The sequence below is a fragment of the Sphingomonas sp. Leaf28 genome, from assembly GCF_001421685.1.
Classification (GTDB): Bacteria; Pseudomonadota; Alphaproteobacteria; order Sphingomonadales; family Sphingomonadaceae; genus Sphingomonas; species Sphingomonas aurantiaca.
In genome coordinates this window covers 448104-474212 of the sequence record NZ_LMKX01000009.1, presented here as the reverse complement: position 1 = coordinate 474212, position 26109 = coordinate 448104, and the positions used below count along the sequence as shown (strand labels likewise).

The 26109-nt window shown below is 67.7% G+C and carries 19 protein-coding genes and 1 riboswitch; of the genes, 4 read left to right on the top strand and 15 right to left on the bottom strand.

The annotated features are described in order from the left end of the window. Window positions 1-40 precede the first annotated feature (40 nt). Window positions 41-150, bottom strand: a riboswitch (TPP riboswitch). Window positions 151-274: 124 nt separating this feature from the next. Beyond that, entirely contained in the window at window positions 275-1489 is a 1215-nt protein-coding gene (locus tag ASE79_RS15360; RefSeq protein ID WP_056418391.1) for a histidine-type phosphatase, read from the top strand. A 49-nt stretch (window positions 1490-1538) separates the two neighbouring features. Here ASE79_RS15360 and ASE79_RS15355 read toward each other — a convergent pair whose 3' ends face one another. The 4 genes from ASE79_RS15355 to ASE79_RS20445 all read right to left on the bottom strand — a co-directional run bounded on the left by ASE79_RS15355 (window position 1539) and on the right by ASE79_RS20445 (window position 5694). Further along, window positions 1539-1760: a hypothetical protein gene (locus tag ASE79_RS15355; RefSeq protein ID WP_056418389.1), complete on the bottom strand. Its 222-nt coding sequence runs from the start codon at window positions 1758-1760 to the stop codon at window positions 1539-1541. Between the two features lie 167 nt (window positions 1761-1927). Beyond that, on the bottom strand, window positions 1928-4666 hold the full coding sequence (gene secA, locus ASE79_RS15350) for a preprotein translocase subunit SecA (RefSeq protein WP_056418387.1): 2739 nt from the start codon (window positions 4664-4666) through the stop codon (window positions 1928-1930). A 98-nt stretch (window positions 4667-4764) separates the two neighbouring features. After that, a complete protein-coding gene (locus tag ASE79_RS15345) occupies window positions 4765-5016 on the bottom strand; it encodes a hypothetical protein (protein WP_056418384.1) in 252 nt (83 codons plus the stop codon). Between the two features lie 63 nt (window positions 5017-5079). Further along, a complete protein-coding gene (locus ASE79_RS20445; protein ID WP_162237047.1) occupies window positions 5080-5694 on the bottom strand; it encodes an energy transducer TonB in 615 nt (204 codons plus the stop codon). Window positions 5695-5740: 46 nt separating this feature from the next. Between ASE79_RS20445 and argJ the strand changes: the two genes are divergently transcribed. Beyond that, the gene (argJ, locus tag ASE79_RS15335; protein ID WP_056418379.1) at window positions 5741-6958 is read left to right on the top strand and encodes a bifunctional glutamate N-acetyltransferase/amino-acid acetyltransferase ArgJ; all 1218 of its coding nucleotides are present in this window, start codon (window positions 5741-5743) and stop codon (window positions 6956-6958) included. Window positions 6959-7063: 105 nt separating this feature from the next. On the opposite strand, the gene trxA is transcribed toward argJ, so the two are convergent. From trxA to ASE79_RS15300, 7 genes are all read right to left on the bottom strand, one after another. Further along, on the bottom strand, window positions 7064-7387 hold the full coding sequence (gene trxA / locus ASE79_RS15330) for a thioredoxin TrxA (RefSeq protein ID WP_055877560.1): 324 nt from the start codon (window positions 7385-7387) through the stop codon (window positions 7064-7066). Window positions 7388-7451: 64 nt separating this feature from the next. Beyond that, a complete protein-coding gene (addA, locus tag ASE79_RS15325; protein WP_056418376.1) occupies window positions 7452-10895 on the bottom strand; it encodes a double-strand break repair helicase AddA in 3444 nt (1147 codons plus the stop codon). Further along, window positions 10879-13839, bottom strand: a complete 2961-nt coding sequence (gene addB, locus ASE79_RS15320) for a double-strand break repair protein AddB (protein WP_056418373.1) — start codon at window positions 13837-13839, stop codon at window positions 10879-10881. Before addB ends, addA begins: the two co-directional genes overlap by 17 nt. Then, window positions 13832-14587, bottom strand: a complete 756-nt coding sequence (locus tag ASE79_RS15315) for a nucleotidyltransferase family protein (RefSeq protein ID WP_056418370.1) — start codon at window positions 14585-14587, stop codon at window positions 13832-13834. The genes addB and ASE79_RS15315 overlap by 8 nt, the downstream gene beginning before the upstream one ends. Continuing rightward, window positions 14584-15552, bottom strand: a complete 969-nt coding sequence (locus tag ASE79_RS15310; RefSeq protein ID WP_200910396.1) for an aminoglycoside phosphotransferase family protein — start codon at window positions 15550-15552, stop codon at window positions 14584-14586. Before ASE79_RS15310 ends, ASE79_RS15315 begins: the two co-directional genes overlap by 4 nt. Next, window positions 15549-15992 carry a tRNA (adenosine(37)-N6)-threonylcarbamoyltransferase complex ATPase subunit type 1 TsaE gene (gene tsaE / locus ASE79_RS15305; RefSeq protein WP_056418365.1) on the bottom strand — a complete coding sequence of 148 codons (444 nt, stop codon included), beginning with the start codon at window positions 15990-15992 and terminating at the stop codon, window positions 15549-15551. The genes ASE79_RS15310 and tsaE overlap by 4 nt, the downstream gene beginning before the upstream one ends. Before the next feature lie 124 nt (window positions 15993-16116). After that, on the bottom strand, window positions 16117-18492 hold the full coding sequence (locus ASE79_RS15300) for a PAS domain-containing sensor histidine kinase (protein WP_082445341.1): 2376 nt from the start codon (window positions 18490-18492) through the stop codon (window positions 16117-16119). 313 nt (window positions 18493-18805) lie between these two features. Here ASE79_RS15300 and ASE79_RS15295 point away from each other — a divergent pair, with 313 nt between their 5' ends. Continuing rightward, window positions 18806-21745 (top strand): TonB-dependent receptor domain-containing protein, encoded by a 2940-nt coding sequence (locus tag ASE79_RS15295; RefSeq protein ID WP_162237046.1) that lies wholly within the window; start codon window positions 18806-18808, stop codon window positions 21743-21745. 213 nt (window positions 21746-21958) lie between these two features. On the opposite strand, the gene ASE79_RS21895 is transcribed toward ASE79_RS15295, so the two are convergent. Further along, complete coding sequence (locus ASE79_RS21895) at window positions 21959-22081, bottom strand: hypothetical protein (RefSeq protein WP_268796170.1); 123 nt, start codon at window positions 22079-22081, stop codon at window positions 21959-21961. Between the two features lie 218 nt (window positions 22082-22299). On the opposite strand from ASE79_RS21895, the gene ASE79_RS15290 reads away from it, so the two are divergent. Further along, entirely contained in the window at window positions 22300-22938 is a 639-nt protein-coding gene (locus ASE79_RS15290; RefSeq protein ID WP_056418359.1) for an acyloxyacyl hydrolase, read from the top strand. Between the two features lie 39 nt (window positions 22939-22977). On the opposite strand, the gene ASE79_RS15285 is transcribed toward ASE79_RS15290, so the two are convergent. The 3 genes from ASE79_RS15285 to ASE79_RS15275 all read right to left on the bottom strand — a co-directional run bounded on the left by ASE79_RS15285 (window position 22978) and on the right by ASE79_RS15275 (window position 26045). Then, window positions 22978-23481, bottom strand: a complete 504-nt coding sequence (locus ASE79_RS15285; RefSeq protein ID WP_056418635.1) for an SRPBCC domain-containing protein — start codon at window positions 23479-23481, stop codon at window positions 22978-22980. A gap of 402 nt (window positions 23482-23883) precedes the next feature. Next, entirely contained in the window at window positions 23884-25347 is a 1464-nt protein-coding gene (gene ahcY / locus ASE79_RS15280) for an adenosylhomocysteinase (RefSeq protein ID WP_407818125.1), read from the bottom strand. Between the two features lie 137 nt (window positions 25348-25484). Further along, on the bottom strand, window positions 25485-26045 hold the full coding sequence (locus ASE79_RS15275) for a YqgE/AlgH family protein (RefSeq protein WP_056418633.1): 561 nt from the start codon (window positions 26043-26045) through the stop codon (window positions 25485-25487). Window positions 26046-26109: the final 64 nt, after the last annotated feature.

Genomic DNA, 26109 nt, shown 5'->3' with positions numbered 1-26109 from the left:
TACTGAAAAACGTCACGTCCACTCCAATCGGAGGGACGACGGGCCAGCCGCAGACCCTCCCTACGCCGGTATCAGCCGGATCAGGTTCAGCGGGTCATGGGCTGCAGCCCACCTCTCAGCCGCGCATCAGCGGCCCCCCGGGGATGCGCGGCGCTTAAGTGGTTGGACAAGCGATGGGAAGCGCTATCGCGACGACGGTGTCACGCCAGTGACACCCGCGGTGCCTAGGGGGCGATCGGCGTGCGCCGCCCTCTATCGAACCAGGACCCGTATAATGCCCGCTCTCCCTCCCGTATCGGCCGCGTTCCGTGCCGCCATCGGCCTGTCGCTGTCGATCATTCCGGCCGTGACTCAGGCGCGCACGCTACCGCGCGACCTGCGGCTCGAGCGGGTCGTGATGCTGATGCGGCACGGCGTGCGCGCGCCGCTGGCGGGCGAAGTGCCCGACTCCACGCGGACCGCGCAACCCTGGCCGACCTGGCCGGTCCCCGAAGGACAGGTGACCCCGCACGGCGCCGCCGCGATGCGGTTGCTCGGGCGGCATGACCGTCGCTGGCTCGCCCCGCTCGGGCTCGCCCGCTGCCCGGTGCCGGGCTCGATCCGGATATGGACCAACACCGCCAGCCGGACGATCGCGAGCGGAGAGGCCTATGTGCAGGGGTTCGCCCCGGGCTGTCACGTCGCGGTCGGCCACCGCCCCGTCGGCCAGACCGACCCGATCTTCGAGCCGCTGTCTGCGCGCGCGACCGCGTTCGTGCCCCGCGAGGCGATCGCCTCGATCGATCGCCATACCGGCGGGATGGACGCGCTCGTCGCCCGCCATCGCCCGGCACTCGCGCGGATCGACACCGTGCTCGGCTGTGAGGCTGGCGTGTGCAGCCCGGTTACGCCTGCGACCGTTAGCGCATCGGCCGATGGGCACGGCATCGATCTGTCGGGCCCGATCCGCGCCGCGTCGGGGACCGCGCAGGTCCTGCTGCTCGAAGAGGCCGAGGGCATGCCCCGCCGCCAGGTCGGATGGGGCCGCGCCAATCCCGCGACGATCGCGCAGGTCGGTGCGGTGCACGCCGCATTGTTCGATGTGTTCACGCGCTCGCCCTACATGGCGGCGCATCAGGCCTCGGTTCTCGGCCAGCGGATCATCGAAACGCTCACCGCGCGGAGCGCCCCGCGCCTCGACGTGATGGTCGGCCACGATACCAATGTAACGGCGCTGGCCGCCGCGCTGCACGTCGATCTCGATGCGCCGGGCTTTGCCCGCAACGACATCGCACCCGGCGGCGCGCTGGTGGTCGAGCGGTTGCGCGACACGCGATCGGGGGAGCGGTTCGTCCGGCTATATTACCGCGTGCAACCGCTGGCCGCGATCCGCGTGTTGAAGGCCGACGTCGTCGTGACGCCGCTCACTATTTCAGGCTGTGCGTCGCCCTGCCGGCTCGACCGCTTCGTCACGCTGCTGCGGTCGAGGATCGCCGTACCGCGCCCATAGGATGGCGTGATCACGGCGATCCACTGACACGACTTAAGGAGATGCTCGCTCAGCCGTGAGTGCGTGCGCGTGCCTTCTCCGCCTTGGCCTGCTTGGCATAATGGTGATGCGCGACGGCACACCCGACCGCGGCGCCCATCACCGCATGCCCCTTGCCGACGAAATGGCCGCCGACGCCGCCCGCCGCCGCGCCGCGGATACAGCCCTTGGCCAGCACGGGAGACGCGCTCATGGCCAGCAACGGAAGAGCAACCAGCGTAAGATACCGCATGCCTAAGTCCTTTATCGACGAGATCAGGACTTAGAAAACACGGTCAACTTGCTCACGTTCCGTGAGATTTCGTTCATGTTCTCCGGCATCGCATCCAGCCGATCCGGGAGGCAAAGCCTCGGCCCGCCCGGAACGCCCATGCGTCCGAGCAGGCCGGGTTCAACCGATCACACCGCGCCGTGGCACTGCTTGTACTTGCGGCCCGACCCGCACGGGCATGGCGCGTTGCGGCTGACCACGCCTTCCCAATTCGCCGGATCCTCGCCGATATCGGCCTCCTGCGGCTGCGGGATCTGGAGCGGCGGCATCGTCGACGTGATGTGGCCGCGCGTGCCCGCATCGAAGTCGTTCGAATTGTCCTCGCCCGTGAACGGGTCGAAATGCGTCGTGATGAAATCGGGCAGTTCGGGCAGGCCGACCGGCGCCTGCATCTGGAACTGCGCATGCGCGATCGTCTTGGTCACGTCCTCGCGGATCGTCTCGAGCATCCGCTGGAACAGCGAGAACGCCTCCTGCTTATACTCGTTGATCGGCGTCTTCTGCGCGTACGCACGCAGATGAACCACCTGGCGCAGCGCGTCGAGCGTCGCCAGATGCTCCTTCCAGTGATGGTCGAGATTCTGCAGCAGGATCGACTTCTCGACCGACGTCCACGTCTCCGCATCCAGATCCGCGGCCTTCGTCGCGATCGCCTCGTCCGCCATCGCGCGGACTCGCTCCTCGATCACCTCGGGGTCGACCGATTCCTCGAGCAGCCACGCGTCGATCGGCGGCTCGAGGTTCATCACCTCGGCAAGCCGCGCCTTCATCCCCGCCACGTCCCACTGCTCGGGATACGAGTTGGGCGGGCATGCATCGCCGATGATCACGTTGACCGTCTCCGCGCGCATGTCGGTCACCACGTCGCCGACCGTCTCGGCATCCATGATGTCCGCGCGCTGCTCGTAGATGACCTTGCGCTGCTCGTTCATCACGTCATCATATTCGACGACCTGCTTGCGGATGTCGTAGTTGCGCGCCTCGACCTTCTTCTGCGCGGTCTCGATCGCCTTGCTCAGCCACTTGCTGCCGATCGCCTCGCCGTCCTCGATATTGTTGCGCATCATCTTGGCGAACAGCGTGTCCGGCCCGAAGATACGCAGCAGATCGTCGTCGAGGCTGAGATAGAAGCGCGACAGGCCCGGATCGCCCTGACGCCCAGAGCGCCCGCGCAGCTGGTTGTCGATACGCCGGCTCTCGTGCCGCTCGGTGCCGAGCACGAACAGGCCGCCCGCGGCGAGCACCGCCTGCTTCTCGGCCTCGATCTCGATCTCGATCCGCGCCGCCTCGGCGGCATATTCCGGCGTCCCCTCGACGAGCTCCGGATGCTCGTCGAGCATGCGGAATTCGAGGTTGCCGCCGAGTTTAATGTCGGTGCCGCGGCCCGCCATGTTGGTCGCGATCGTCACCGCGGACTTGCGCCCGGCCTGCGCGACGATGTGCGCCTCCATCTCGTGGAAGCGCGCGTTCAGCACCTTGTGCTCGACCTGCTCGCCGACCAGGAACTCGCTCAGCAGCTCGGACTTCTCGATCGACACCGTGCCGACCAGCACCGGCTGGCCGAGATCGGCGTGATGCTTGATCTTCTTGGCGATCGCCGCGAACTTGTCCTTGGTGTCCTTGTAGAACTCGTCTTCCTCGTCGACGCGCTTGACCGTGACGTTGGTCGGGATGCTGACGACGTTGATCTTGTAAATGTCGTAGAATTCGGCCGCCTCGGTCGCGGCCGTGCCGGTCATGCCGCCGATCTTGGGATACATGCGGAAATAGTTCTGGAACGTGATCGAGGCCATCGTCTGGTTCTCGGGCTCGATCTGGACGCCCTCCTTCGCCTCGACCGCCTGGTGCAGGCCGTCCGACCAGCGCCGGCCGTCCATCATGCGGCCGGTGAACTCGTCGATGATGATGACCTTGCCGTCCTTGACGATGTAGTCGATGTCCGACTTGAACATCACGATCGCGCGCAGCGCCTGGTTGAGGTGGTGCACGACCTGCGTGTTCTCGAAGTCGTACAGGTTCTGCCCCTCGAGCAGCCCCGCCGCCTCGAGCATCCGCTCGACCTTCTCGGTGCCGTCCTCGGTGAGGATGATCGTCTTCTGCTTCTCGTCCTTGTCGTAGTCGGCGGGATCGAGCTGCTTCACGACCGCGTCGACCTGCATGTACAGCTCGGACTTGTCGTCGGTCGGGCCGGAGATGATGAGCGGCGTACGCGCCTCGTCGATCAGCACCGAATCGACCTCGTCGACCACCGCGAAGTTGAAGGGGCGCTGCGTCATCGCGCTGCGCTCATACTTCATGTTATCGCGGAGATAGTCGAACCCGAACTCGTTGTTCGTCCCGTAGGTGATGTCCGCGGCGTAGGCGGCACGGCGCTCCTCGTCGGACAGGTTCGGGATGATGACGCCGATCGTCATGCCGAGGAAGGTATAGACCTGCCCCATCCACTCGGCATCGCGCGCGGCGAGGTAGTCGTTGACGGTGACGACGTGGACGCCGTCGCCGGGCAGCGCATTGAGATAGGTCGCGAGCGTGGCGACGAGCGTCTTGCCCTCGCCGGTGCGCATCTCGGCGATCTCGCCGCGGTGGAGGACGATGCCGCCGACCATCTGCACGTCGTAATGGCGCTGGCCGAGCACGCGCTTGGCGGCTTCACGGACGGTCGCGAACGCCTCGGGGAGCAGGTCGTCGAGCTTCTCGCCCTCGGCGAGACGCGCGCGGAACTTGACCGTCTGGCCCGAGAGTTCGTCATCCGACATCGCCTGAAGTGACGGCTCGAACGAGGCGATCTTGGCGAGGATCGGGTTGAGCGACTTGACGTACCGGTCGTTGGACGAACCGAACAGCGATTTGGCGAGGCCACCGAACATGGGCAGAATTCCTGGATATGAGACGCGGCGGCACGCTTTGCGCCCGCACGCGGAAGAATAGGGAGCGGCCCGCAGGCCAAGGGATCACACGCCCGACGCTATTCGCGCCGACGGTCCGCCCAGATCGGGGTGTTGCCGAGGTCGATGGTGCGCAAGGTCGCCGACACGGCAATTTCCGCCAGCGAGGCGAGCGCCGCAACCGGCCGCACCGCGACCTTCGCCACGGCGACTACGGCCGCCTGCGCGCAGATGCTGCCCTGCGCCACCGCCTGCGCCGACTGTCCACGCACGCCCGGCACCGCGCCGGTCAGCGCAGACAGAAGGGCGGAAAGGAGAAGCAGCAGGTTCATGCGTCCCGATCCATTATGGCAATGCTGTTGAGACGTCCATCCTGTAGATCGACTTAAAGCCGCTCAGTCGGCGGGCTTGGCAACGGCCGAGTAGCGGTAATGTACAATGGTCCGAGATGGCTGGCCATTACGGACATAATTGCTGTACGTCGGCGATCCTGGAACAAGCTTCATGCAGGGGTCCGGCTGCGCCGCATCGGATTTCGTGATGACGCGGCAGCTCACGATATTGCCATCCGTCCCGATAACGCTCTCGAATTCCGTCACCTGTTCGAACTTGCCCGACGTCAGGTCGATCGGCGGCGCGGAGTCAGGAACCAGCCAGCTGACAGGCATATGATAGGTGCCAGCGGTCGGTCGGCCTTTCATGTCCGTCGCGGGGTTGAACCGTCCGCGTTCCATGACGATCTCGCACGTCTTCAGATCGAGGCTGGTGGTGCCACTCGACTCGCTGACTTTGCACGATATGACTTTTCCGTCGGAGCCGACGTCGACGTCTGCGACGACCCGTCCAGATCGATTGGCTCGAACAGCCTCAGGCGGATAATCATCAGCCGTTATCCACGTACCCGGGTTGCCGATCGGAACCGGCATCATCGGCCGCTGCGCCGCGGTTGCAGTGGTTACCGAGCAAATTGCGAAAGCTGCCCCAACCAATCGCTTGCCTGTCAATGTCATGTTGCTACCCCGCTGCCCGACCCAGAAGTAACCTAGGCGATCCTGCATGTCATCACCGCTCGCGCTCCCCTTCCCGTCAGCACCCGCCATTGCCGGGGTGACCGCATATGTGGCCCGCGCAAGATACAAGGCGTGGGACCGGTGCGACCTGACCTTCGTGACGCTCGATCCGGGCACCGTCGTCGCGGGGGTGCTGACGACGAGCAAATGCCCGTCGCCCGAGGTGGAATGGTGCCGCGCGGCGCTGACGCTCGGGCAGGCGCGCGCGCTGGTGGTGAATGCGGGCAATTCGAACGCGTTTACCGGGTCGCGTGGCCGGGCGGCGGTCGAGGCGATCGCGGCGCGGACCGCGGCGCATCTCGGGTGCCAGCCTTCGGACGTGTTCGTGTCCTCGACCGGGGTGATCGGTGTGCCGCTGCCGATCGACAAGGCCGAAGCCGGGCTGGATGCCGCATTCGCCGCCGAACCCTGCGGCTGGGAGGATGCCGCCGCGACGATCATGACGACCGACACCTTCACCAAGGGCGCGGTGACGACTGCGGTGATCGGCGACCGCACGGTCACGCTGGTCGGCATCATCAAGGGCTCGGGGATGATCGCGCCGGATATGGCGACGATGCTCGGCTTCATCTTCACCGACGCCGCGGTCGAGCCGGAGTTCCTCCAAGCCGCGCTGTCGAAGGCGAACGCGCCGAGCTTCTCGTGCATTACCGTCGACAGCGATACCTCGACCAGCGACACGGTGCTGGCGTTCGCGACCGGTAAGGCGGGTAATGCGGTGCTAGCGGACGATGACAGCGTCGGCGCGGATGCGTTCCGGGCGGCGCTGGCGGACCTCTGCCATCAGCTCGCGATGCTCGTCGTCCGCGACGGCGAGGGCGCGCAGAAGCTGATCGAAATCCAGGTTACGGGCGCCGAGAGCGACCGCAGCGCGCACCGCATCGCGATGAGCATCGCCAACTCGCCGCTGGTGAAGACCGCGATCGCGGGCGAGGACGCGAACTGGGGGCGCGTCGTCATGGCGGTCGGCAAGGCCGGCGAGCCCGCCGATCGGGATACGCTATCGATCCGGTTCGGGAATACGCAGGTCGCGGAAGGTGGCCTGGCGCTGAGCGGCTATGACGAAGCGCCGGTTGCGGCGCATCTGAAGGGCCAGGAGGTCGAAATCGGCGTCGATCTTGCGCTCGGCGACGGCCGGGCCACCGTGTGGACCTGCGACCTGACGCACGGCTATATCTCGATCAACGCGGACTATCGCAGCTGAAACCCCCGTCCGTCACCCCAGCGAAAGCTGGGGTATCCCGGTTGGCTAGGGTGCGGCCCGAACCGGGAGATCCCAGCTGTCGCTGGGATGACGGAAGGCTTCAGTTCAGGCGAGCTCACCCTCGAGCCAGGCCTTCAACCGGCCCTTGGGCTCGGCGCCGACCTTGGTCGCTGCCGGTGCGCCGCCCTTGAACAGGATCATCGTCGGGATACCACGGACGCCGTACTTGCCCGGCGCGTCGGGGTTCTCGTCGATGTTGAGCTTGGCGATCGTCACCTTCTCGCCCAGTTCTTCCGAGATTTCCTCGAGCGAGGGTCCGATCATCTTGCACGGGCCGCACCATTCCGCCCAGAAATCGACGAGCACGGGCCCGTCCGCGTTCAGGACGTCTGCATCGAAGCTGGCATCGGTAATCTGCTTGGTCGCCATCGTGAATTCTCCTTCGTTGAACGCAATCTAGGGTCGCGCGCGTGTTCGCTCAACCACCGAGGCGCTAGCTTTGCTCCGCGGGCCGATAGTGCGGCTTGTTCGCGGCCAGCGTCGCATCGCTGAGCACGATCAGTCGCGGCCCGGCCGTGTACAGCAACGCCGCCTCGACGATCCGCCCCGGAAAGATCACGCCCAGCGCCTCGGCATAGGCCGCCATCTGTTTCAGATGATAGTCGGGCACGTCGTCTAGCCCGCCCGGCGCGCGCCGCCCGGTCTTGAAGTCGACGACGCGGATGCGGTCGGCCTCGATCAGCAGGCGATCGACCGTCCCCGACACGACGATGCCGTTCGGCAAGGTCGCGGCGATCGGCGCCTCGGCGAGCGTATCCGCACCGAACAGCTCGGCAAAGCGCGGATCGTCGAGCACCGTGACGACGCTGCGCACGATGTCCCCGCGCGCCGCGGCATCATCGACCCCGCCCGCCTTCGCCAGCCAGCGATCGGCCGCGGCGACGCGATCGGAGGCAGCAACCGCCGGCAGCCGCTCGAACAGCGCATGGATCAGCCGGCCCCGCTCCGCCGCGACTCGCATCGCAGGCGTAGGCGGCGGATCGGAGACGGCATCATCGCCCAGCGCGGACGGCGACAAGGGGCGCGGCGGACGCGCCTCGAGCGGCGCGGGTTCGTGCGCCCAGGCCGGGAGGTGCGCATCGGCCGGACGTTCGGCCAATGCCGATGCCTTGGCGCTCACCGCGGGCTGCGGATCGACCCCGACGAAACGCCGTTCCTCGCCGCTGCCCTCCTCGGAGGGCGGCACGGCAAGCGCGGTCAGCGCACGATCGGCCGCCGCGTACCAGCTATTCTCCGGCGGCACGCCCTTCGCGCGAGTTCCGAGCGCTCCCGCGATCACCAGCCGCTCTTCAGCGCGCGTCGCCGCGACGTAGAACAGCCGCCAATGCTCCTCGAGTTCGCGCTGCTCGGCCGCGGACACGACCGCATCGAGCGGCCCGCCGCGCTCGTTCGATCGCGGGCGGAACACCGGGATCGGCGCAGCGCCGGGCTCGGGCGCCCATTTCAGGATCGATCGCGGTGCCGCCGACGGATCCGCGGTCGCATCCGCGAGGATCACCAACGGCGCCTGCAGGCCCTTCGCGCCATGCGCGGTCATCACGCGCACCGCATCGAGCGGCGCGGACGGATCGCGGACGATCTCGACATCGCCGCGATCGAACCAGTCGAGGAAGCGCTGCAACGACGGCGTCGTCGTGCTTTCGAACGTCAGCGCGGCGTTGAGCAGCTCCTCGATCGGATCGCGCGCCTCGGTCCCCAGCCGCCGGATCAGCTTCCGGCGTCCGTCGAGCGGCCCCGACAGGAGCTCCTCCAGGAACTGATACGGCGTGGCGATATCGGCGCGCGCGAGCATCGCGAGCAACGGCGCGAGCCGCGCAGGCGACTGCGTGCGTTGCAGATGCCGCCAGAGCGGCCCGGCCTCGCGCGGTGCCGCCGCCATCAGCTCGTCCTGCGTCCACCCGATCAACGGCGACACGAGCAACGCCGCGACGCTTAAATCGTCCTCGGGCTGCAGCACGAAGCGGATCGTCGCGAGCAGATCCTGCACCGCCAGCGGCGCGTTCAGCCGCAGCCGATCGACCCCCGCCACCGGCACGCCCTCGGCATAAAGCCGCGCGACGATCAGCGAGGCGAGGTCGCCGCGCCGCTTGACCAGGATCATTACATCCTCGGGGCGAAGCCTGCGCCCCTTGCTCTCGAGCATCAGCCCCGTGTCGGGCGCGAGCCAGCGTTTCACCGCGCGCGCGATGTCGCTGGCGAGTTTCCGCACCGCGTCGTCGACCCAGCCTTCCTCGTCATCCTCGCTGCCGCCCGCCGAGACCGGCGGCCACAACGTCACGGTGCCCGGCCCGGCCACTTCGCTGGCGTGCCGCTCGACCGCGCCCGCGATGCCGAGACCCGGCTCGCCGATCGCGTCGATCGCGGCATCGACGAACTCCAGCACGGTCCGCGTCGAGCGGAACGAATGCCGCAGCGACAACCGCGCGAGGGGCAGCCCGCGCTCCTCCTCGGGCCAGTCGTCGTCGCCCAACGCCTCGGTCGCACGCCCGCCGAAATACTGCTCGGCCGCCTGGAAATTGAGCGGGTCGGTCCCCTGGAACCCGAAGATCGCCTGCTTGTAATCGCCGACCGTGAACAGCGTCCGCGTCGACGGTGCATAGATGCCGCGGCCGACGAAGAACTCGTCCGCCAGCGCGCGCACGATCCGCCACTGATGGCCGTTGGTGTCCTGCGCCTCGTCGATCAGCAGATGCTCGGTCGCCTGGTCGAGCTTGTAGCGCACCCATTCGCCGATCCCCGGCTGGTCGAGCAACGCCACCGTCGTCGCGATCAAATCGTCGAAATCGACCGCGCCTGCGCGCCGCTTGGCCTGCGCATAGCCGCGCGCATAGTCGCGCCCGACCTCAAGCCCGTCGCCGAGCAGGTCGCAATAGATCGCGCGCTGCACCATCGACAGCACGTCGGTGCACGCCTCGCCCAGATCGCGCGCGAGCACTTCGTAATCGGGATCGGCATCGATCAGCTTCTTCGACGCTTTCCGCGGCTCGCCCTTGCCCGTCAGCACGACGCCAGCGAGCTCGGACAGGGTCGCCGCACGATCCTCGGAGTCGAGCCAACGCTGCACCGTTGCCGCCGCCGCGAGGCCCGTGGCCGTCCCCCAGGCACGATTGGCCGCCGCGATCCGCTCGATCGCGTTCAGATCCAGCGCATCGCACCACTCCGCGATCGCCTCGTCGATATCGCCCGACGGCAGGCCGAGTTCGCGGCGCAGCCACGGCTGGATCCCGACCGGCAGCGCCTCCAGAGCGGGCAACGCGCGCGCGCACGCCAGCAGGAACGCCTCCGCCCCGCCCTCGCCCATCCGCAGGCTCAGCCGCCCGACGATCTCGACCGGACGCTCGCGCCCCTCGCGCTCGGCATCCGACAACAGGCTCGCCAGCGCCTCGCGCGCGAGCCCCGCCTCTTCGCGCGCCTCGAGCGGGCGGAACCCCGGCGTCAGCCCGGCCTCGACCGGGAACGCGGCGAGCAACCCCTGGCAGAAGCCGTGGATCGTCTGGATGCGCAAGCCTCCGCCCGGCGCGTCGAGCACCTTCGCGAAGAGGGTGCGTGCGCGATCCTGCAACACCTGAACCGGGCTCTCGCCAAGCGCGATCAGATCCGCCCCCAGCGCCGGCGCGGGCATCCGCACCCACGCGGCGAGACGCCCGTTGATCCGCTGCGCCATCTCCGCCGCGCCCGCCTTGGTGAAGGTCAGGCACAGGATCGCGCCGGGATCGACGCCGCGCAGCAGCAGCCGGAACACGCGTGCCGCGAGCACCTGCGTCTTGCCGGTGCCCGCCGACGCCGACAGCCAGACGTGCGACGACGGGTCGCTCGCATTGGCCTGCGCCCCCCTCAGCCGGGGCAGCGTGGCGAGCGCATCACCGCTCACGGCCATACCATTCGTCGCGTCGCATCAGTTGGTCATACTCGGCATAGGGGGCATATTCGGGGACGAGCTTGGCGGTGAACGCGGCGCTGCCCGTGAGCCATTCGCCGACGACTTCGGTGAAGTTGTGTGCGGCGATAGAGGTGAATTCGGCGGTCGGGATCTTGTCGCGCTTGCCCTCGGGATCGACCGGGCTCTCGATATAGCCGAACGCATCGCGCTTCTTGCCGAGCGACCAATATTCGAACGCGCCCGCGGTGCCCGAGACGTCGGCGAACCCGCCGCGCTCGGCGATCAGCCCGAGCAGGCCGAGCTGCAGGCTGTAGCCGGCGCGCACCGCGGTCGGCGATGGCGGCTTGCCGGTCTTGTAGTCGATCACCGCGAGGCGACCATCGGCGAGCCGGTCGATCCGGTCGTAGCGCCCCGACAAGGTCACCCCGGCGATCTCGATCTTGCCCTTGCCCTCGGCGCTGGCCACGCTGCGGCCGTCTTCACCCTGCGCGACGATCGCGCCCGCGATCCAGTCGATCGCCTCGAGCAGCCGCGGCTGCCACAGCGCGCGCATCATCGGATGCGTCCGCTCGTCGTCGAGCATCGCCTTCGCGCGCAGCCGCAGCGTGTCGACGGTGCAGCCGTCCTGCTTCCACCATTGTTCGAGAATATCGTGCACCGCGGTACCGCGCCACGCCGCGCTCGGATCGGCATCGACCGGATCGAGCGGCATCAGCCCGAGCACGCGCCGCGCGTAGAAGGCGTAAGGGTCGGCCTTCAGGCGATCGACTTCGGTGACGGAAATCGCCCTGGGCCGCAGCAGCGCGGGCGGCGAAGGTGCGGGACGATCCGCGGGCAGATGCTCGCCCGGATCGTCGAGCGCACGCGTCCAGCCCTCCAGCGCCGACGCGCGCTCGAACCGGTCGCCCGCCAGCGCCTGCAACCGAAGCCAGAGCCGTGACGCCAGCGCCGGCGACTTCGCATCGCGCCGCGCGCGCGTCACGACTGCGCGCGGGGCACCCAGCGCCTGCGCGAAATCATGCGCCGCGGTGCCGACACGCCGTTCGAGACCCGGCAGGCCAAGCTCCATGCGGATGCGTGGTGCCAACCACGGATCGGGCGCGGGACGTCCCGGCCACACGCCTTCGTTCAGCCCGCCCAGCACCATAACGTCGGCGGTCTGCAACCGCGCCTCGATCAGGCCATAGATCGCCAGCCGCGGATGCCCGCCCGGCGCGGGCCGCACCGCGACCTCGTCGAGCAGCGTGCGCAGCAATTGCGGCACCTCGCGCGGATCGACCCGAGGCGGTCCGGCGGGTGCTTCGGCTTCCAGATCGGCAAGGAACTCCGCCGCGGCACGGCCCGCAAGTCCCGACCAGAGATTGTCGCCGCACAGCGCCTGCGCCGTCTCGCGCAGGCAGGCGAGCACCGAGGCCAAGGGCTGCGGTCCCTGATCGAACGCGCCGGCCAAGGGAGTCAGCAGCGGCTGGACGTCCGCCCACCATGTCGCAGCCGTGCCCTTGCGCTCCTCCAGATGGCCGGCGATCCCGTCGAGCCCGGCAGCCGGTCGCGGCCCGCGCAACCGTCGGTCGAGCGCGCGCGCCCCGTCGAGCCACAGCAAGCGATCCTCGCCGCTGCGCACCAGCGGATGCTTGAGCAACGCCAGCAACGCGAGCGGCGAGAAGCGCTGCGCCGCCGCCTCGGCGAGCGCAAGCAACAACGTCCCCGGCGGCAGGATCGACAGAGGTCGCCCTGCGCTGTCGTCGATGCCGATGCCCCAGCGCCCGAGATGCGCCGCCACCCGCCGCGCCAGCGCGCGGTCGGGCGTGACCAGCGCCGCGGTCCGCTCGGGCACCTCCAGCGCCTCGCGCAACACGAGCGCAATCGCCTGCGCCTCTTCCGCGGGCGTCGCGAGTTCGGCGGCCGTCACGCCCTTCAAGCGGCGATCCTCCGCCGCGATCTGCGTCCACTTGCCGGTGAAATCCGCAGGCGCCAGCGCGTTGGCGATCGCCCGGCCGCGCGCGGCATCGGCGTCGTGCCCGCCGCCCTCGCGCCACGTCTGCACCTCGCCGCGCGCGACGCCCATGCGCAGGAGCATCAGCTTGGCATCGAACTGCGGATGCGTCTCGATCGAGCGCCGCGTGAGCCCGGTCACGGGGTGCGGATCATGCGGGCCGAGCGCGTCCCATTCCTCGTCGGGCAGCGCGAGGTCGAGCCCGGCGAACACCACCATCCCGTGCGGCATGTCGGCGATGCAGCGGAGCAGCCGCGCGACCGCGGGTGCGGAATCGGTCACGCCCGCCGCACACACGATCCCGGCAGGCGGCGCGTTCCGCCAGCGCTGCGCGAGGCGGTCGAGCAACGCCGAGCGCCGCGTCGCCGCATCGATCCGCTCGAGCCGCGCGAGTTCGCCCGGCCAGCGTTGCAGCACGATCTCGAACGTCGCCAGCGCGCGACGCCAATGCTCGGTGAGTTCGGGGCCCAGCTCGATATCGCGCAACTTGGTCGGCGGGACTTCCTCGACCAGCAACTGATCGAGCGTCCGCGCGAGTTCGCCCGCGAGCCGCACCGCTTCGGCCGCATCGACAGGATGCCCCTCTCGCGCGCGCTCTTCGGACACCAGCCGCGCGAGGATCATGCGGCGCTGATAGGGCGGCACCGCGGGCAGCGGCGGATCGATATCGTCCGCCGGATCGAGCGCGGCGCCGACCGCCTCGCCCATCTCCGGATCGCCCAGCGCCACCAGCCGCGGCAGAACGAGCCCGCCGCCGCTCGCACGCACGAACGCCTCGGTCACCGCCTTCACCGCGCGGTTGTTCGGCAGCACGACCAGCGCGCGCGCCAGTGCCAGCGGATCGCGCCTCGCCTGCCGCATCAGCCCGGCGACCAGCGCATCGGCAAACGCCCGGTGCGCGGGGATCGTGTACAGCGTCGGACGACCCGCCGTGGCGCTATCAGCCATCCGCGAGGATCGCCTCGGTCCGCGGAATCGCGGCGGGCGTCCCGACATCGAACCACAGGCCCTGATGGACCTGCCCATAAGCGCGGCCCGCCGCGATCGCGCGATCCCAGAACAGGTTGGTCGAGAACGGCCCCTCCGGCCAGTCGGCGATCAGCCGCGGGTGGAGGATCTGGATGCCGGTATAGGCGAACGGCGCGAGCCGGCCCGACTTACGCCGCCCGCTGATCCGCCCATCGGCAGCGAGATAGAAATCGCCCGGCCCGCGGTGATTATGCGCGCGTGCGAGCGGCACCATCAGCAGCAGCGCATCCATCTTGGCATCGTCCCAGCGCGACGCGAGCAGCTTGATCGCGTCGACCGGTCCGTCGATCCACAGATTGTCGCTGTTGACCACCAGCACCGGCGCCTGACCGAGCAGGTCGCGCGCCTGCACCAGCCCGCCGCCCGTCTCCATCAGCATCTTGCGCTCGTCGGAGATCACGACGTCGATCCCGTCGAACCGGTCGGTGACGTGCGCCTCCAGCGTATCCGCGAGGTAATGCACGTTGACGACGGCGCGCTTGATGCCCGCCGCCTGCAACCGCGCGAAGACGTGGTCGATCAGCGGCTTGCCTGCCACCTTGACCAGGGGCTTGGGCCGCGTCGCGGTCAGCGGCCGCATCCGCTTGCCTAGGCCCGCCGCCATGACCATCGCCGTCTCGGGGACGGTGCCACGCGGGACGGGGCGGATCGTCTGCTGGCGGCTCATGCCGACAGGACCAGCGGATCGCCGCGCAACGCGGGCGGTACGTTGGCTGCGAACCACGCCGCGACCGGCGCCATCACCGGCTGTGCGAGGTCGCGCTCCAGATACGCCCAGACACGCGGGCACATCGTCGGGTAATGCGGCTTGCCATCGCGCTGCCATAGCCGCGTGAAGATGCCGAGGATCTTGGCGTTCCGCTGCGCGCCGAGCACGTGATACGCGTCCATGAACGCCGCATCGGCACCGGTCGCGGCGCGATACCGCTCGAGCATCGCCGCCTCGACCGTCGGATCGACCGTCCGCCGCGCATCCTGCAACAGCGACACCAGGTCGTAGGCTGGATGCCCGGCGAGCGCGTCCTGGAAATCGAGCAGCCCCAGCGACCGTTCCGGCCCGACCAGCATCAAATTCTCGGCATGATAATCGCGCAGCACGGTGACGGGCTTGTCGGCGATGGCGTGATCGAACACCGCCTCCCACGCCGCGTCCCAGCCGGCGAGATCGGGCGCGATCCCGACCGCCGGGCAATACCATTCGACGAACAGCCCCGCCTCGCGCTTCAGCACCGCGCGATCATAGAGGGGCACCGGTCCAGCCGGCTCAGCGCGCAACCGAACGAGCAGGTCGATCGCCGGCGCGTACAGCGACAGCTCCTCCTCCGGCGCCGCATCGACCGCCTCACGCAACCGATCGTCACCAAAATCCTCGATCAGCACGAGCCCCTGGTCGAGATCGCACGCCAGGATCGCCGGTGCCGAGAAGTCGCGCTCGACGAGCCATTCGGCCACCGCAATGAACGGCCGGGGGTCCTCATGCGGCGGCGGCGCATCCATCAGGATCGCGCGACGCTCACCAAGCACCGCGCGAAAATAGCGTCGGAACGACGCATCGCCCGCGACCGGAAGGATCTTCGCCCCTCCCCAGCCATGAGCGTCGAGAAAAGCGGCGGCGCCGGGCGGCGGGGTCATGTCGGCCATCGCGACCTCCAAGCTTCCGGCACGCCGATAGTCAAGCCGCGCGTGCCGTCCGGCTCGATCGTCAGGCTCAGCCGAAGCGCATCGGGCCAATAGTCCGGCCCCGCGCGCTCGGGCCATTCGACCAGCAGCAGCGAATCATAGCGTGCGTCGTCGAGCGCGAGTTCCTCTATCTCTGCCGGGTCGTCGATCCGGTACAAGTCGACGTGCATGACGGGAAAGCGCACCTCAGGCGGCTCGTAAGGCTGGACGATCGCAAAACTGGGCGACGGCGCCTCACCGACGAGCCCAAGTGCAGAAAGCAGCCCGCGCGCAACGCTGGTCTTCCCCGCACCGAGCGTACCCTGGAGCGTGATGACGTCGCCGGGCCGCGCGCGCGCGGCGAGCAGAGCGCCGAATGCCTCGGTGGCTTGGGGATCGGGTAAAAGGATCATGCGAACGAGCCCTCTCCCCCTCGGGGAGAGGGTTGGGTGAGGAGCTGTTCGAGGCGCAGCACTGCTTGGCCGCCCCTCACCCCGACCCTCTCCCCGCAGGGGAGAGGGAGCAGAAGTTGCGCGCTCATCGCCGAGGCAATTCGACGGTGATCAGCGTGCCCGCCCCCGGCTCGGACACCAGCTCGATCGTCCCGCCATGCGCCTCCACGAACTGCTTGGCCAACGGCAGGCCCAGCCCCAGCGCCCGGTCGCCCATCGGCTTGGACTCGGCAAACCGGTCGAACGCGTGCGCAACAGCCTCCGCATCCATCCCGACCCCGTCGTCGGACACCACGATCCGCGCCGAGGTCGCATTGCCGTCGGTATGCAGCAGCACGCGCCCGCCATCCTGCGTCGCCGCGACCGCGTGGCGCAGCAGATGCTCGACGACCTCCTTCAACCGCTTCGGATTGCCGTTCACCCGCCCGGTCGACCGCGCCACCTCGACCGCGAAGTCGAGCTTGCGCCGTTTTGCGGACGGCAGGATCGTCTCCGCCGCCGCGCGGACGGTAGTCGCGAGATCGACGTCGCTCCGATCGGTCTCCTCGCGATCGCTCTCCGCGCGCGTCAGGTCGAGCACGTCGTCGACCAGCAACCCGAGCCGCTCGACCGATTCGAGGATCGCGCCGACATAGCCCTCGGCCTGCGGCGTCATCGCCCCCGCATAGCCGCCGTGCAGCATCTCCGCGAACCCGCTGATCGAGGTGAGCGGCGTGCGCAATTCATAGCTCATGTTCGCCACGAACGCGGTCTTGACCTTGTCCGCCGCCTCCAGCGCGTTCGCCCGGTCGCGCAACGCCTGCTCCGCACGCCGGCTGTCGGTGATGTCGAGCATCGTGAACAGCGCGTTGCCATCGGGCAGCGGCACGCCGGCGAACTCGAAATGCCGCCCGTCGGCAAACGCCACGCGCCCGCCGCGCTGCTGCCGCTCGACCGTCGCCGAGCGCACCAGGTCGGGGATCAGCGCCGACCGGTTGGGCGTCAGAAGCTTGCCGCCCGCCGCCTCGGCAAACGCATCGACGCGCGGGTGCGACGCCAGGAACTCCTCCTCCAGCCCCCACAACAGCCGGAACCGGTTGTTCCACAACTGCAACCGCCCGTCCGCCGCGAAGACGCCGAGCGCCTCGAACAGATTGTCGAACGTCGCGGTGCGCACGCGCAGCAGCGTGTCGCGCGCGCTGGCGAGCTGGACCTGCTCGGTCCGGTCCTCGAAGATCAGCAGCAGGCCGCCATCGGGCAAGGGCTGCGCGACCACGCGAAGATGCGTGCCGCCGCGCAGGTGCCAATTCTCCTCCATCGCGCCGCCGCTCTGCCCGCCGGCCTGCGACGAGCCGGTCTGCATGAACCAGTCGCGCCGCTCCGCCTTCCAGCTCGGAAAGTCGCGGACTTCGGGCAGGCGGTTCGCCTCGCGCATACGCTCTAGCACGCGGTCGAATTCGGGCCGGTCGGCGAGCCATTCGCTCCGCATCGCAAACATCCGGCGGAACGGCTGGTTGCAGAAGACCAGCGACCGGTCCCCGCCGAACTGCGCGACGCCTGCCGACAGCCGGTCGAGCATCGCGCGCTGCGCCTCGGCAAACCGCTTGGCGCCCGATCGCGCCTGCTCGAGCTCCTCGATATCGATCGCGAACCCGGCAACGCCGCCGCTCGGCAACGGCACGTCGTAGATCTGCAGCGACCGGCGCGCGCCGTCGATCGTCGCGGGCAGGACCTGCTGGTGCGGCCGCCCCTGCTCGCGCGCGACCGCGGCCCCGGCCAGCGGCCCGCCACGCCCCGACCCCTCGACCAGTTCGAGGCCGCGCGCGACCACGTCGGCCGCATCGCGACCCTCGACCGCGTCGACATAGGCCGTGTTCACCATCGCCAGCCGCAAATCGGTCGCGCGGTACCACATCGGCATCGGCGCGGCCTCGATCAGCCCGGTCAGCGAGTCGTACGCGGACCCGAGCCGTTCGGTCTCCGCGGCCAGCCGGGCGATCTCCGCCTCGCTGTCGGTCGCATCGAACGCCCAGAGCAGCACCGCGCCGCTCGCGCCCATCTCGCCCGCCGCACGCGCGCCGCGAAACGTGATCGCGCGCGTCGAGCCGACCAGCCGCACCGAACGCACGAACGCCCGCCCCGACCGCTGCGCCGCGGTAATGTCGGCGATCAGCCGCGCGGCATCCTCGGGCGAGAGCCCCGTCCCGCCGGTGGCCAGCTCGCCGATCGACCGCGGCGGCGCATCGAGCCCGAGCCAGTCCGCCATCCGCTGCGTCATCTCGATCCGCCCGCCCGAGCGGATCACCGTCACGATCGCCGGCGACCCGTCGAGCACCGCGCGCAGATGCGCATTGGCCTCGACCGCCTCCGCCGCAGCCCCGCGTGCGCGTAAGCCGAGAAACACCAGCACGCCCCCTGCAACCACGAACGCGAGCAGGAGTGCACCCGCCAGCAGACCCGTACCGGCCCCCAGGACCATCATCGTTCAAGCATGCGCGCGACCATCCCGCCATCTAGGCCAACCCCGTGCCGATAGGGAAGAGGATGCGGCGCATTCGCGGAGGTGATGATGGCGCCGGTGCCCGGCTGGCCGAGGCTGGGGCTAATCGACATCACGCCACGATACCTCGGCGTGCACGCGCGGCGGCGGCTACCCCCACCCTGTTGCAGAATTGTGTCACCATGGGGCGAAAGCGACAACATTAGTGACCATTCGTCGCATTGCGCTTTCCAAATCAACCGCGGAACGGTCTGGGGCCGCATCATCGTACGCGTTAATGACGAAGGAATGGCGTTTGCCTCGGACTCTGCTTCTCACTGCAACAATTCTCGCTGCTGGCGCACTCGCCGTACCGGCATCTGCGCAGGACGTTCCTGCTGCGGCCCCCGCCGCGACACAGGATCAGGCCACGGTCGCCCCGGCCGCAGAAGCGCCGGCAACCGATGACACGATCGTCGTGACCGGCTCGCGCATCCGTCGTCCCGATCTCGAATCCGCCTCGCCGGTCGCGGTGGTCGATTCCCAGCAGATCCAGTCGCAGGGCATCGTCAACACCCAGGACCTGCTGCAGAAGCTGCCGCAGGTCGGCATTCCCGGCCTCAGCCGCACGAACAGCAACTTCGCGACCTCGGGTAACGGCATCGCGACGATCAACCTGCGCAACCTCGGCGATTCTCGAACGCTGGTGCTCGTCAACGGCCGTCGCTTTGTACCGGGCGTCGCAGGAACCTCGGTGGTCGACGTCAACAACATCCCCGCCGATTTCGTCGAGCGGATCGAAGTCGTCACCGGCGGCGCGTCGGCAATCTACGGATCCGATGCCATTGCCGGCGTCGTCAACTACGTGACGAAGACCGACATGCAAGGCATCATCGCCCGCGCGCAATATGGCCTCACCAGCCGCGGCGACAACCCGAACTACACCGCCAGCATTACCGGCGGCACGAAGTTCGGCGAGGACGATCGCGGGTCGATCATCGTCAACGGGACCTATTCGAAGGATCTCGGCCTGCTGTCGCGCAAGCGCGGTATCTCGGCTGAAGACTGCTCGGCAGCGGGTTGCGGCCCGCAGTCGTACAGCTCCTATTCCGCGCAGGGCCGCTTCCAGTTCCGGAACGGCGCCAACGAGTCGACGAACGCCGGCGGCTATGCCAGCAACCTGTTCTCGTTTAACCCGGACAATTCGGTCGTCGCCGGCGGTGGCACGGGGTTCAACCGCAATTCGGTGCGCCGCATCTCGACGCCGGTCGAACGCTATCTCGCAGCCGGCGCCGCGCAGTACAAGTTCAGCGACTCGGTCACGGCCTTCCTCGAGGGCACCTACGCCAAGACGAAGTCCAGCTCGCAGCTCGAGGCGCTCGCACTCGATTCGCAGCTCGATACCGGCGTCGGCTACGGGATCGACAATCCGTACATCCCTGCATCGATCCGCCAGCAGATCACCGCGCGCAACAGCGATGGCATCGCATCGAACGACGTGACCTCGATCGACTTCCGTCGTCGCCAGAACGAGGTGTTCAGCCGCAGCAATACGAACGATCGCGACACCTTCCGCATCGCCGGCGGCTTCCGCGGCGATATTAGCCCCAAATGGCGGTACGAAGTGTCGGGCGTCTATGGCCAGCTGAAGGACAGCACCAGCAGCCAGGACATCGACATCACGAAGTACGCGAACGCGCTCGACGCGGTCACGGACGCCACAGGTACGATCGTCTGCCGCGATGCCACAGCCCGCGCAGCCGGCTGCGCCCCGATCAACCTGTTCGGGTACAACACAGCGAGCGCCGCCGCATCGAACTATGTCCAGTCCGACGTGCCACGCTCGGTCGAGATCAAGAATACGCAGTTCGTCGCCAACGCCAGCCTCAACGGTTCGCTCCTGACGCTGCCCTATGGCGATGTTCAGGTCGCTCTTGGCGCTGAGTATCGCCGCGAGAAGAGCAGCGAGAATTGGGACGCGCTGACCAACGCAGGTCTGAATTCGGGCAACCAGACGCCCGATACGGTCGGCAAGTTCAACGTGAAGGAGCTGTTCGGCGAGATCGACATTCCGATCCTGAAGAACGTGCCGTTCGTTAATTCGCTGAGCCTGCAGGGTGCTGCGCGCTATTCGGACTACTCGACGATCGGTACCGTGTTCAGCTGGAACGCCGGCGGTGAATATTCGCCGGTCCAGGGCCTGCGTTTCCGCGGCAACTATGCCATTGCGAACCGCGCGCCGAACATCAACGAACTGTTCTCGTCCGCGTCGGAGACCTTCCCGCCCGGCATCCAGGATCCGTGCGACGGCGTCACCGCCGCATCGGCCGGGACTTATGCCAATGCCTGCCGTCAGATCCCGGCTATCGCCGCTGCGGTGCGCAACGGCGGGACGTTCCAGTACACGCTGGCGGATATTCAGAGCATCAACGGCTTTGACGGCGGCAATCGCAACCTGCAGGAGGAGAAGGGCAAAACCCTGACGCTCGGCGCAGTGATCGCGCCGGATCAAGTCCGAGGCTTCAGCCTGACGGTCGATTATTTCGACATCAAGCTGAGCAACGCGATCGGCATCATCCCCCGCTCGACGTCGATCCAGCAGTGCCTGCTGACCAGCGAGCCGCAGTTCTGCAACAACGTCATCCGCTACGACAACACCGGCTACATCAAGACGGTGAATGCGCAGAACATCAACATCTCCGACACCAAGACCCGCGGCATCGATGTCAACGCACGTTATGGTCGTGCACTCGGCCTGACGACGGACGATCGTCTCGACGTCAGCGTTCTGTACACGCACACGCTCCGCTATCAGACGCAGTCCGATCCCGCCGCCCCGGTCAACAGCGGCGTCGGTAACCTGGAATACGGTGCGGCATTCCGCGACAAGGTCAATGCGACGGCCAGCTACCGCACGGGTCCGTTCAGCGTGAACTGGACCACGACGTATCTCAGCCCGATGCTCGATACCCCGCGTGACGAGTTCGCTGAAACCTCGGAAGGCCTTTCGCCCGAGATCGCGGCGCATAACGAGATCGCGTCGCGCTTCTATCACGACGTGCAGGTTCGTGCGCGCGTCGGCGAGGAGAGCAAGCAGATGGAGATGTTCTTTGGCGTCACCAACCTGTTCGATCGCAAGCCGCCGAAGCTCGAAGACAACGTCTTCTACGGCTCGATCACCGGCACCACGACCGCAGCGGACGTCTACGATCCGATCGGCCGCCGCTTCTATGTCGGCGCTCAGTTGAGGTTCTAGTAACCGACCATCTTCAGACGATCAGGCGGGCGGGGCAGGCAACTGCCTCGCCCGTTTGCGTTTAGGGTGGCCGCGCTAGGGGTGCGATAGCCTTGGATCGAAGATCGCTCGCTAGCGTCTACCGTAGCCAATTTGACAAAGCCTAACCGCTCATCCGCCGGCCGGCAGGATACTTGTGCTTTGGGTGAATGCCCGTGCGCCATTCCGGACCGTTCAAAATGTCGCCGCTACAATGCCGCCCGGTGGCCGCATCATCGCGACCTTCAACAGCGTTGCGGATCGCATGTCGAACGGCGTGACCTGATACGCGACGAGCAGGGCGGCGCTTGTCAGCATGACCAGGGGCTTGGCGCTCGACCTCGGACTTCGTTCGCCTCAACTCCATCTCGGCCGGTGCGCACCTCCGCCTGGAAAGCGCAAACTCCATCCAAAATGATATTCTTTTTGCCGGACCGAAGCTGGGCGCCACGTCGCGCCTATAAAGATTTCAAGCCAGCCAATTGGCAAGGGATCTCACATGAACCGATTAAAAAAAAGGCGCGTTGGGCGCAGCGATGGCGCTCGCCTCCACTTCGGCGACGGCACAGGATTATTCGGACGTTCCCGCCTTTTTGGCGGGGTCCGAGATCGCCGTCGGGGTGCTCGAACATGCCGCCAACTTCCATCCGCTGTCGGGCAGGATGACGCTCGACATGCCCACGCGCAGGATCGGTGAGATCTACGGCGCCGAGAAGGAAAACTGCACGGCCGACGTCCAGTTCACGTACCGGAGCCCGCCGCTGCATTTCTTCTTGAAGCCGCGACTCACCGCCAAGGTCCAGGTCAGCACCGGCGGCCGCACCAACTTTGCCAGCTTTGGCGAGGAGTGGCGGCAGGACACGCTCCACGGCTGGCTCTACGGTCAGGCCGGCATCGGGGTCACCGTTCATGACGGTTATAGCTTCACCCCCGAACCATACGCGCGCGACCTGACGGCCAGCGAGGTCCATCGCAGACGCCAGATCTCCTCGCGCCGCACGTCGTTCGGATCGCCCGTGCTGTTCAACCCCAACGCGTCGATCGGCGTTCGCGTCAGCGAGCGCTGGGCGGTCGAGGCAAGCTGGGAGCATTTCAGCCATGCCGGCCTGTTTTCCAAACGGAACCCCGGGATCGACAATATCGGCCTTCGGCTCGTGCGAACGCTGGGGCGATGAAGCGCCGAGCGATCGGTGGAGCCGTCCGCCAGTCCCTGGCTACTCGGCGATGCTGAGCAACAGCGCGCCGAGCTGCTCCAGCTGCTCCGGCAGTGCGGCGGCCGAGCCCTGTAGGGCGTCCTCGCGCGCCGCCTCGGAAGGATAGACCTCGCGCAGCGTCAGTCGCGTCGCCCCGCCTTCATCCTCGAAGACCACGGTGGTGACGGCGCCCTCCTCCCCCTCGTCGTTGGTCCAGACGATCAGCGCGTCTTGCACCACGTCCAGATATTTGCCGTGGAACACCATCGTGTCCGTCCCCCCGGCGCCGAATTCCAGGCGGTACGTGCCGCCGGTTCGGACGTCGAGGTCACACGCCATCAGCGCCACGCCGGGCATCGAGTCCGGTACCCACCAGCGCCGGAACAGCGCGGGCTCGCTCCACGCCCTGTACACCGTGGCGCGTGCAGCGCTGAACCGCCGCGTGACGACGACCGCCCGGTCGCCACTGCGTTCGACCGTCACGGCGATCGTGCCAGACCCGGGATGGTCAACGCGCGTATCCATCGGCTTGTCCTTCATCCAACCGCTGATGTCGTCCAATGCTGTGAGCTGATCTTCAAAGAGCGTTCGGTCCGCGTCGATCCCCTCCCCTGCGCGCCGCGGCCGGGCCGCCGAGCCTCGCTGCCCCCGCACGTCCGACGGTCCGCAGCGCGAAGAGCACCGTCCGCTCGAGGACTAGCATGCGCGGGTCGGTTTCAGTCTGCGCCATCGGGACCGTGTCGGCAAGACTGGTGCCGCATGTCCCACGCGGCTGACGTGGCCCGATCCCGCGGCGGTCGCCGGATCCCTTGCGTCGCGCGGGACTCGCGCGGACGTCGGGGTTCAACCCCGGACAAGGCGCAACAAAAAACCCGCGCCCGCCTGGCGGCGGACGCGGCTTTCGAAAACCCTACGGGATCCCGAGGATCAGTAGCGGTAATGGTCCGGCTTGAACGGGCCTTCGACCGGCACGCCGATGTACCCGGCCTGCTTGTCCGAAAGCTTCGACAGCTTCACGCCGAGCTTCTCGAGGTGGAGCATCGCGACCTTCTCGTCGAGGTGCTTCGGCAGGACGTAGACTTCGTTCTTGTAGTTCTCGCCCTTGGTCCAGAGCTCGATCTGCGCGAGCGTCTGGTTGGTGAACGAGGCCGACATCACGAACGACGGGTGACCGGTGGCGCAACCCAGGTTCACCAGGCGACCCTTCGCCAGGATGATGATCTGCTTGCCGTCCGGGAACTTCACCAGGTCGGTGCCCGGCTTCACTTCGGTCCAGTCATAGTTCGACAGCGCGGCGATCTGGATCTCCGAGTCGAAGTGACCGATGTTGCAGACGATCGACATCGGCTTCATCGCCTTCATGTGATCGGCGGTGATGACGTCGGCGTTGCCGGTCGCCGTGCAGAAGATGTCGGCGCGGGTCACGGCCTCTTCCATCGTCACGACTTCGAAGCCCTCCATCGCCGCCTGCAGTGCGCAGATCGGATCGACTTCGGTGACCATCACGCGCGCGCCGCCGTTGCGGAGCGACTGGGCCGAGCCCTTGCCGACGTCACCGAAACCGGCGACGCAGGCGACCTTGCCCGCGAGCATGACGTCGGTCGCGCGACGGATCGCGTCGACCAGCGATTCCTTGCAGCCGTACAGGTTGTCGAACTTCGACTTGGTGACCGAGTCGTTGACGTTGATCGCGGGGAACGGCAGCTCGCCCTTCTTGGCAATCTCGTACAGGCGGTGGACGCCGGTGGTGGTCTCTTCCGAGACACCCTTCAGGTTCTTGACGGTCTCGGTGAGGTAGCCGGGGTTCTTTGCGACATACGCCTTGAGCGCACGCTGCATCTCGACCTCTTCCTCGTTCTCGGGCTCGGGCATCGTGTGGCCGGCCTCGAGCTTGGCGCCCCAGAGCGCGAACATCGTCGCGTCGCCGCCGTCATCGAGGATGATGTTGGCGGTCTGACCCTCGACGTCGCGATCCCACGAGAAGATGTCGCCGACATAGTTCCAATAGTCTGCGAGGCTCTCGCCCTTGATCGCGAACACCGGCACGCCCGATGCGGCGATCGCGGCGGCGGCATGGTCCTGCGTCGAGAAGATGTTGCACGTCGCCCAGCGGACGTCGGCACCGAGCGCGGTCAGCGTCTCGATCAGCACCGCGGTCTGGATCGTCATGTGCAGCGAGCCGGTGATGCGCGCGCCCTTCAGCGGCTGCGCTGCGCCGAATTCGGTACGCAGCGACATCAGGCCGGGCATCTCGGTCTCGGCGATGTTGATCTCGGCGCGGCCGAAATCGGCAAGGCTGATGTCGGCGACGACGTAATCCGTCTTCGCGGGCGCTAGGGTGGTGGCCACGAGGATATCTCCTGGGAATAATCTTTGATCGGCGAGCCTCATGCCCGTGCCGGATACCGCATCTTAGGCGGTTGGCGGCGCCAGATCAAATATAAAGATATCTTTATATGACGACTCGGCGCCTCACGGGTAGTTCGCGCCCCCACAAACTATCCTCCCCCGCCAGGGGGAGGATCGGCTCACGCCCGCCCCGTCTCCGCCACCAACAACCGCGGATCCACGCCCGCCTGCGCAAACGCGTGAGTCCAGCGATCCTCCGCCCCGGTATCGAACAGCAGTCCGGTATCCCCGGCCACGTTGAACCACCCCGGTCGCGACAGCTCGCCCTCGAGCTGCCCGCCGTCCCAGCCGGCATAGCCCAGCGCCACCACCCACTGCGACGGCCCGCGCCCCTCGGCGATCGCGCGCAGCACGTCGACGGTGCTCGACAGCTTCCACCGCCCGGCGACGTCGACGCTGTCCTGCCCGCCCCAGTCGGACGAGTGCACGACGAACCCGCGCCGCGGCTCGACCGGGCCGCCGAAATGCACCGGCGCGTTGGGCGCATCGCCGGGCTCGATCCCGAACTGTTCGAGCAGGTCGTGAAAGCCCAGCCCGTCGATCGTCGCGCCCAGCCCGATGCCGATCGCGCCATTCTCGTCATGGCTGCACATCGCGATCACCGCCCGGGCAAAGCGCGGGTCGCTCATCCCCGGCATCGCGAGCAGGAATTGTCCGGAAAGAAAGGCCGTCTTGTCCATGCGTTGGAACATAGCGGCGCAGACGGGCGCCCGCCACGCTTGAAATACGTACGACTGAGTCCAA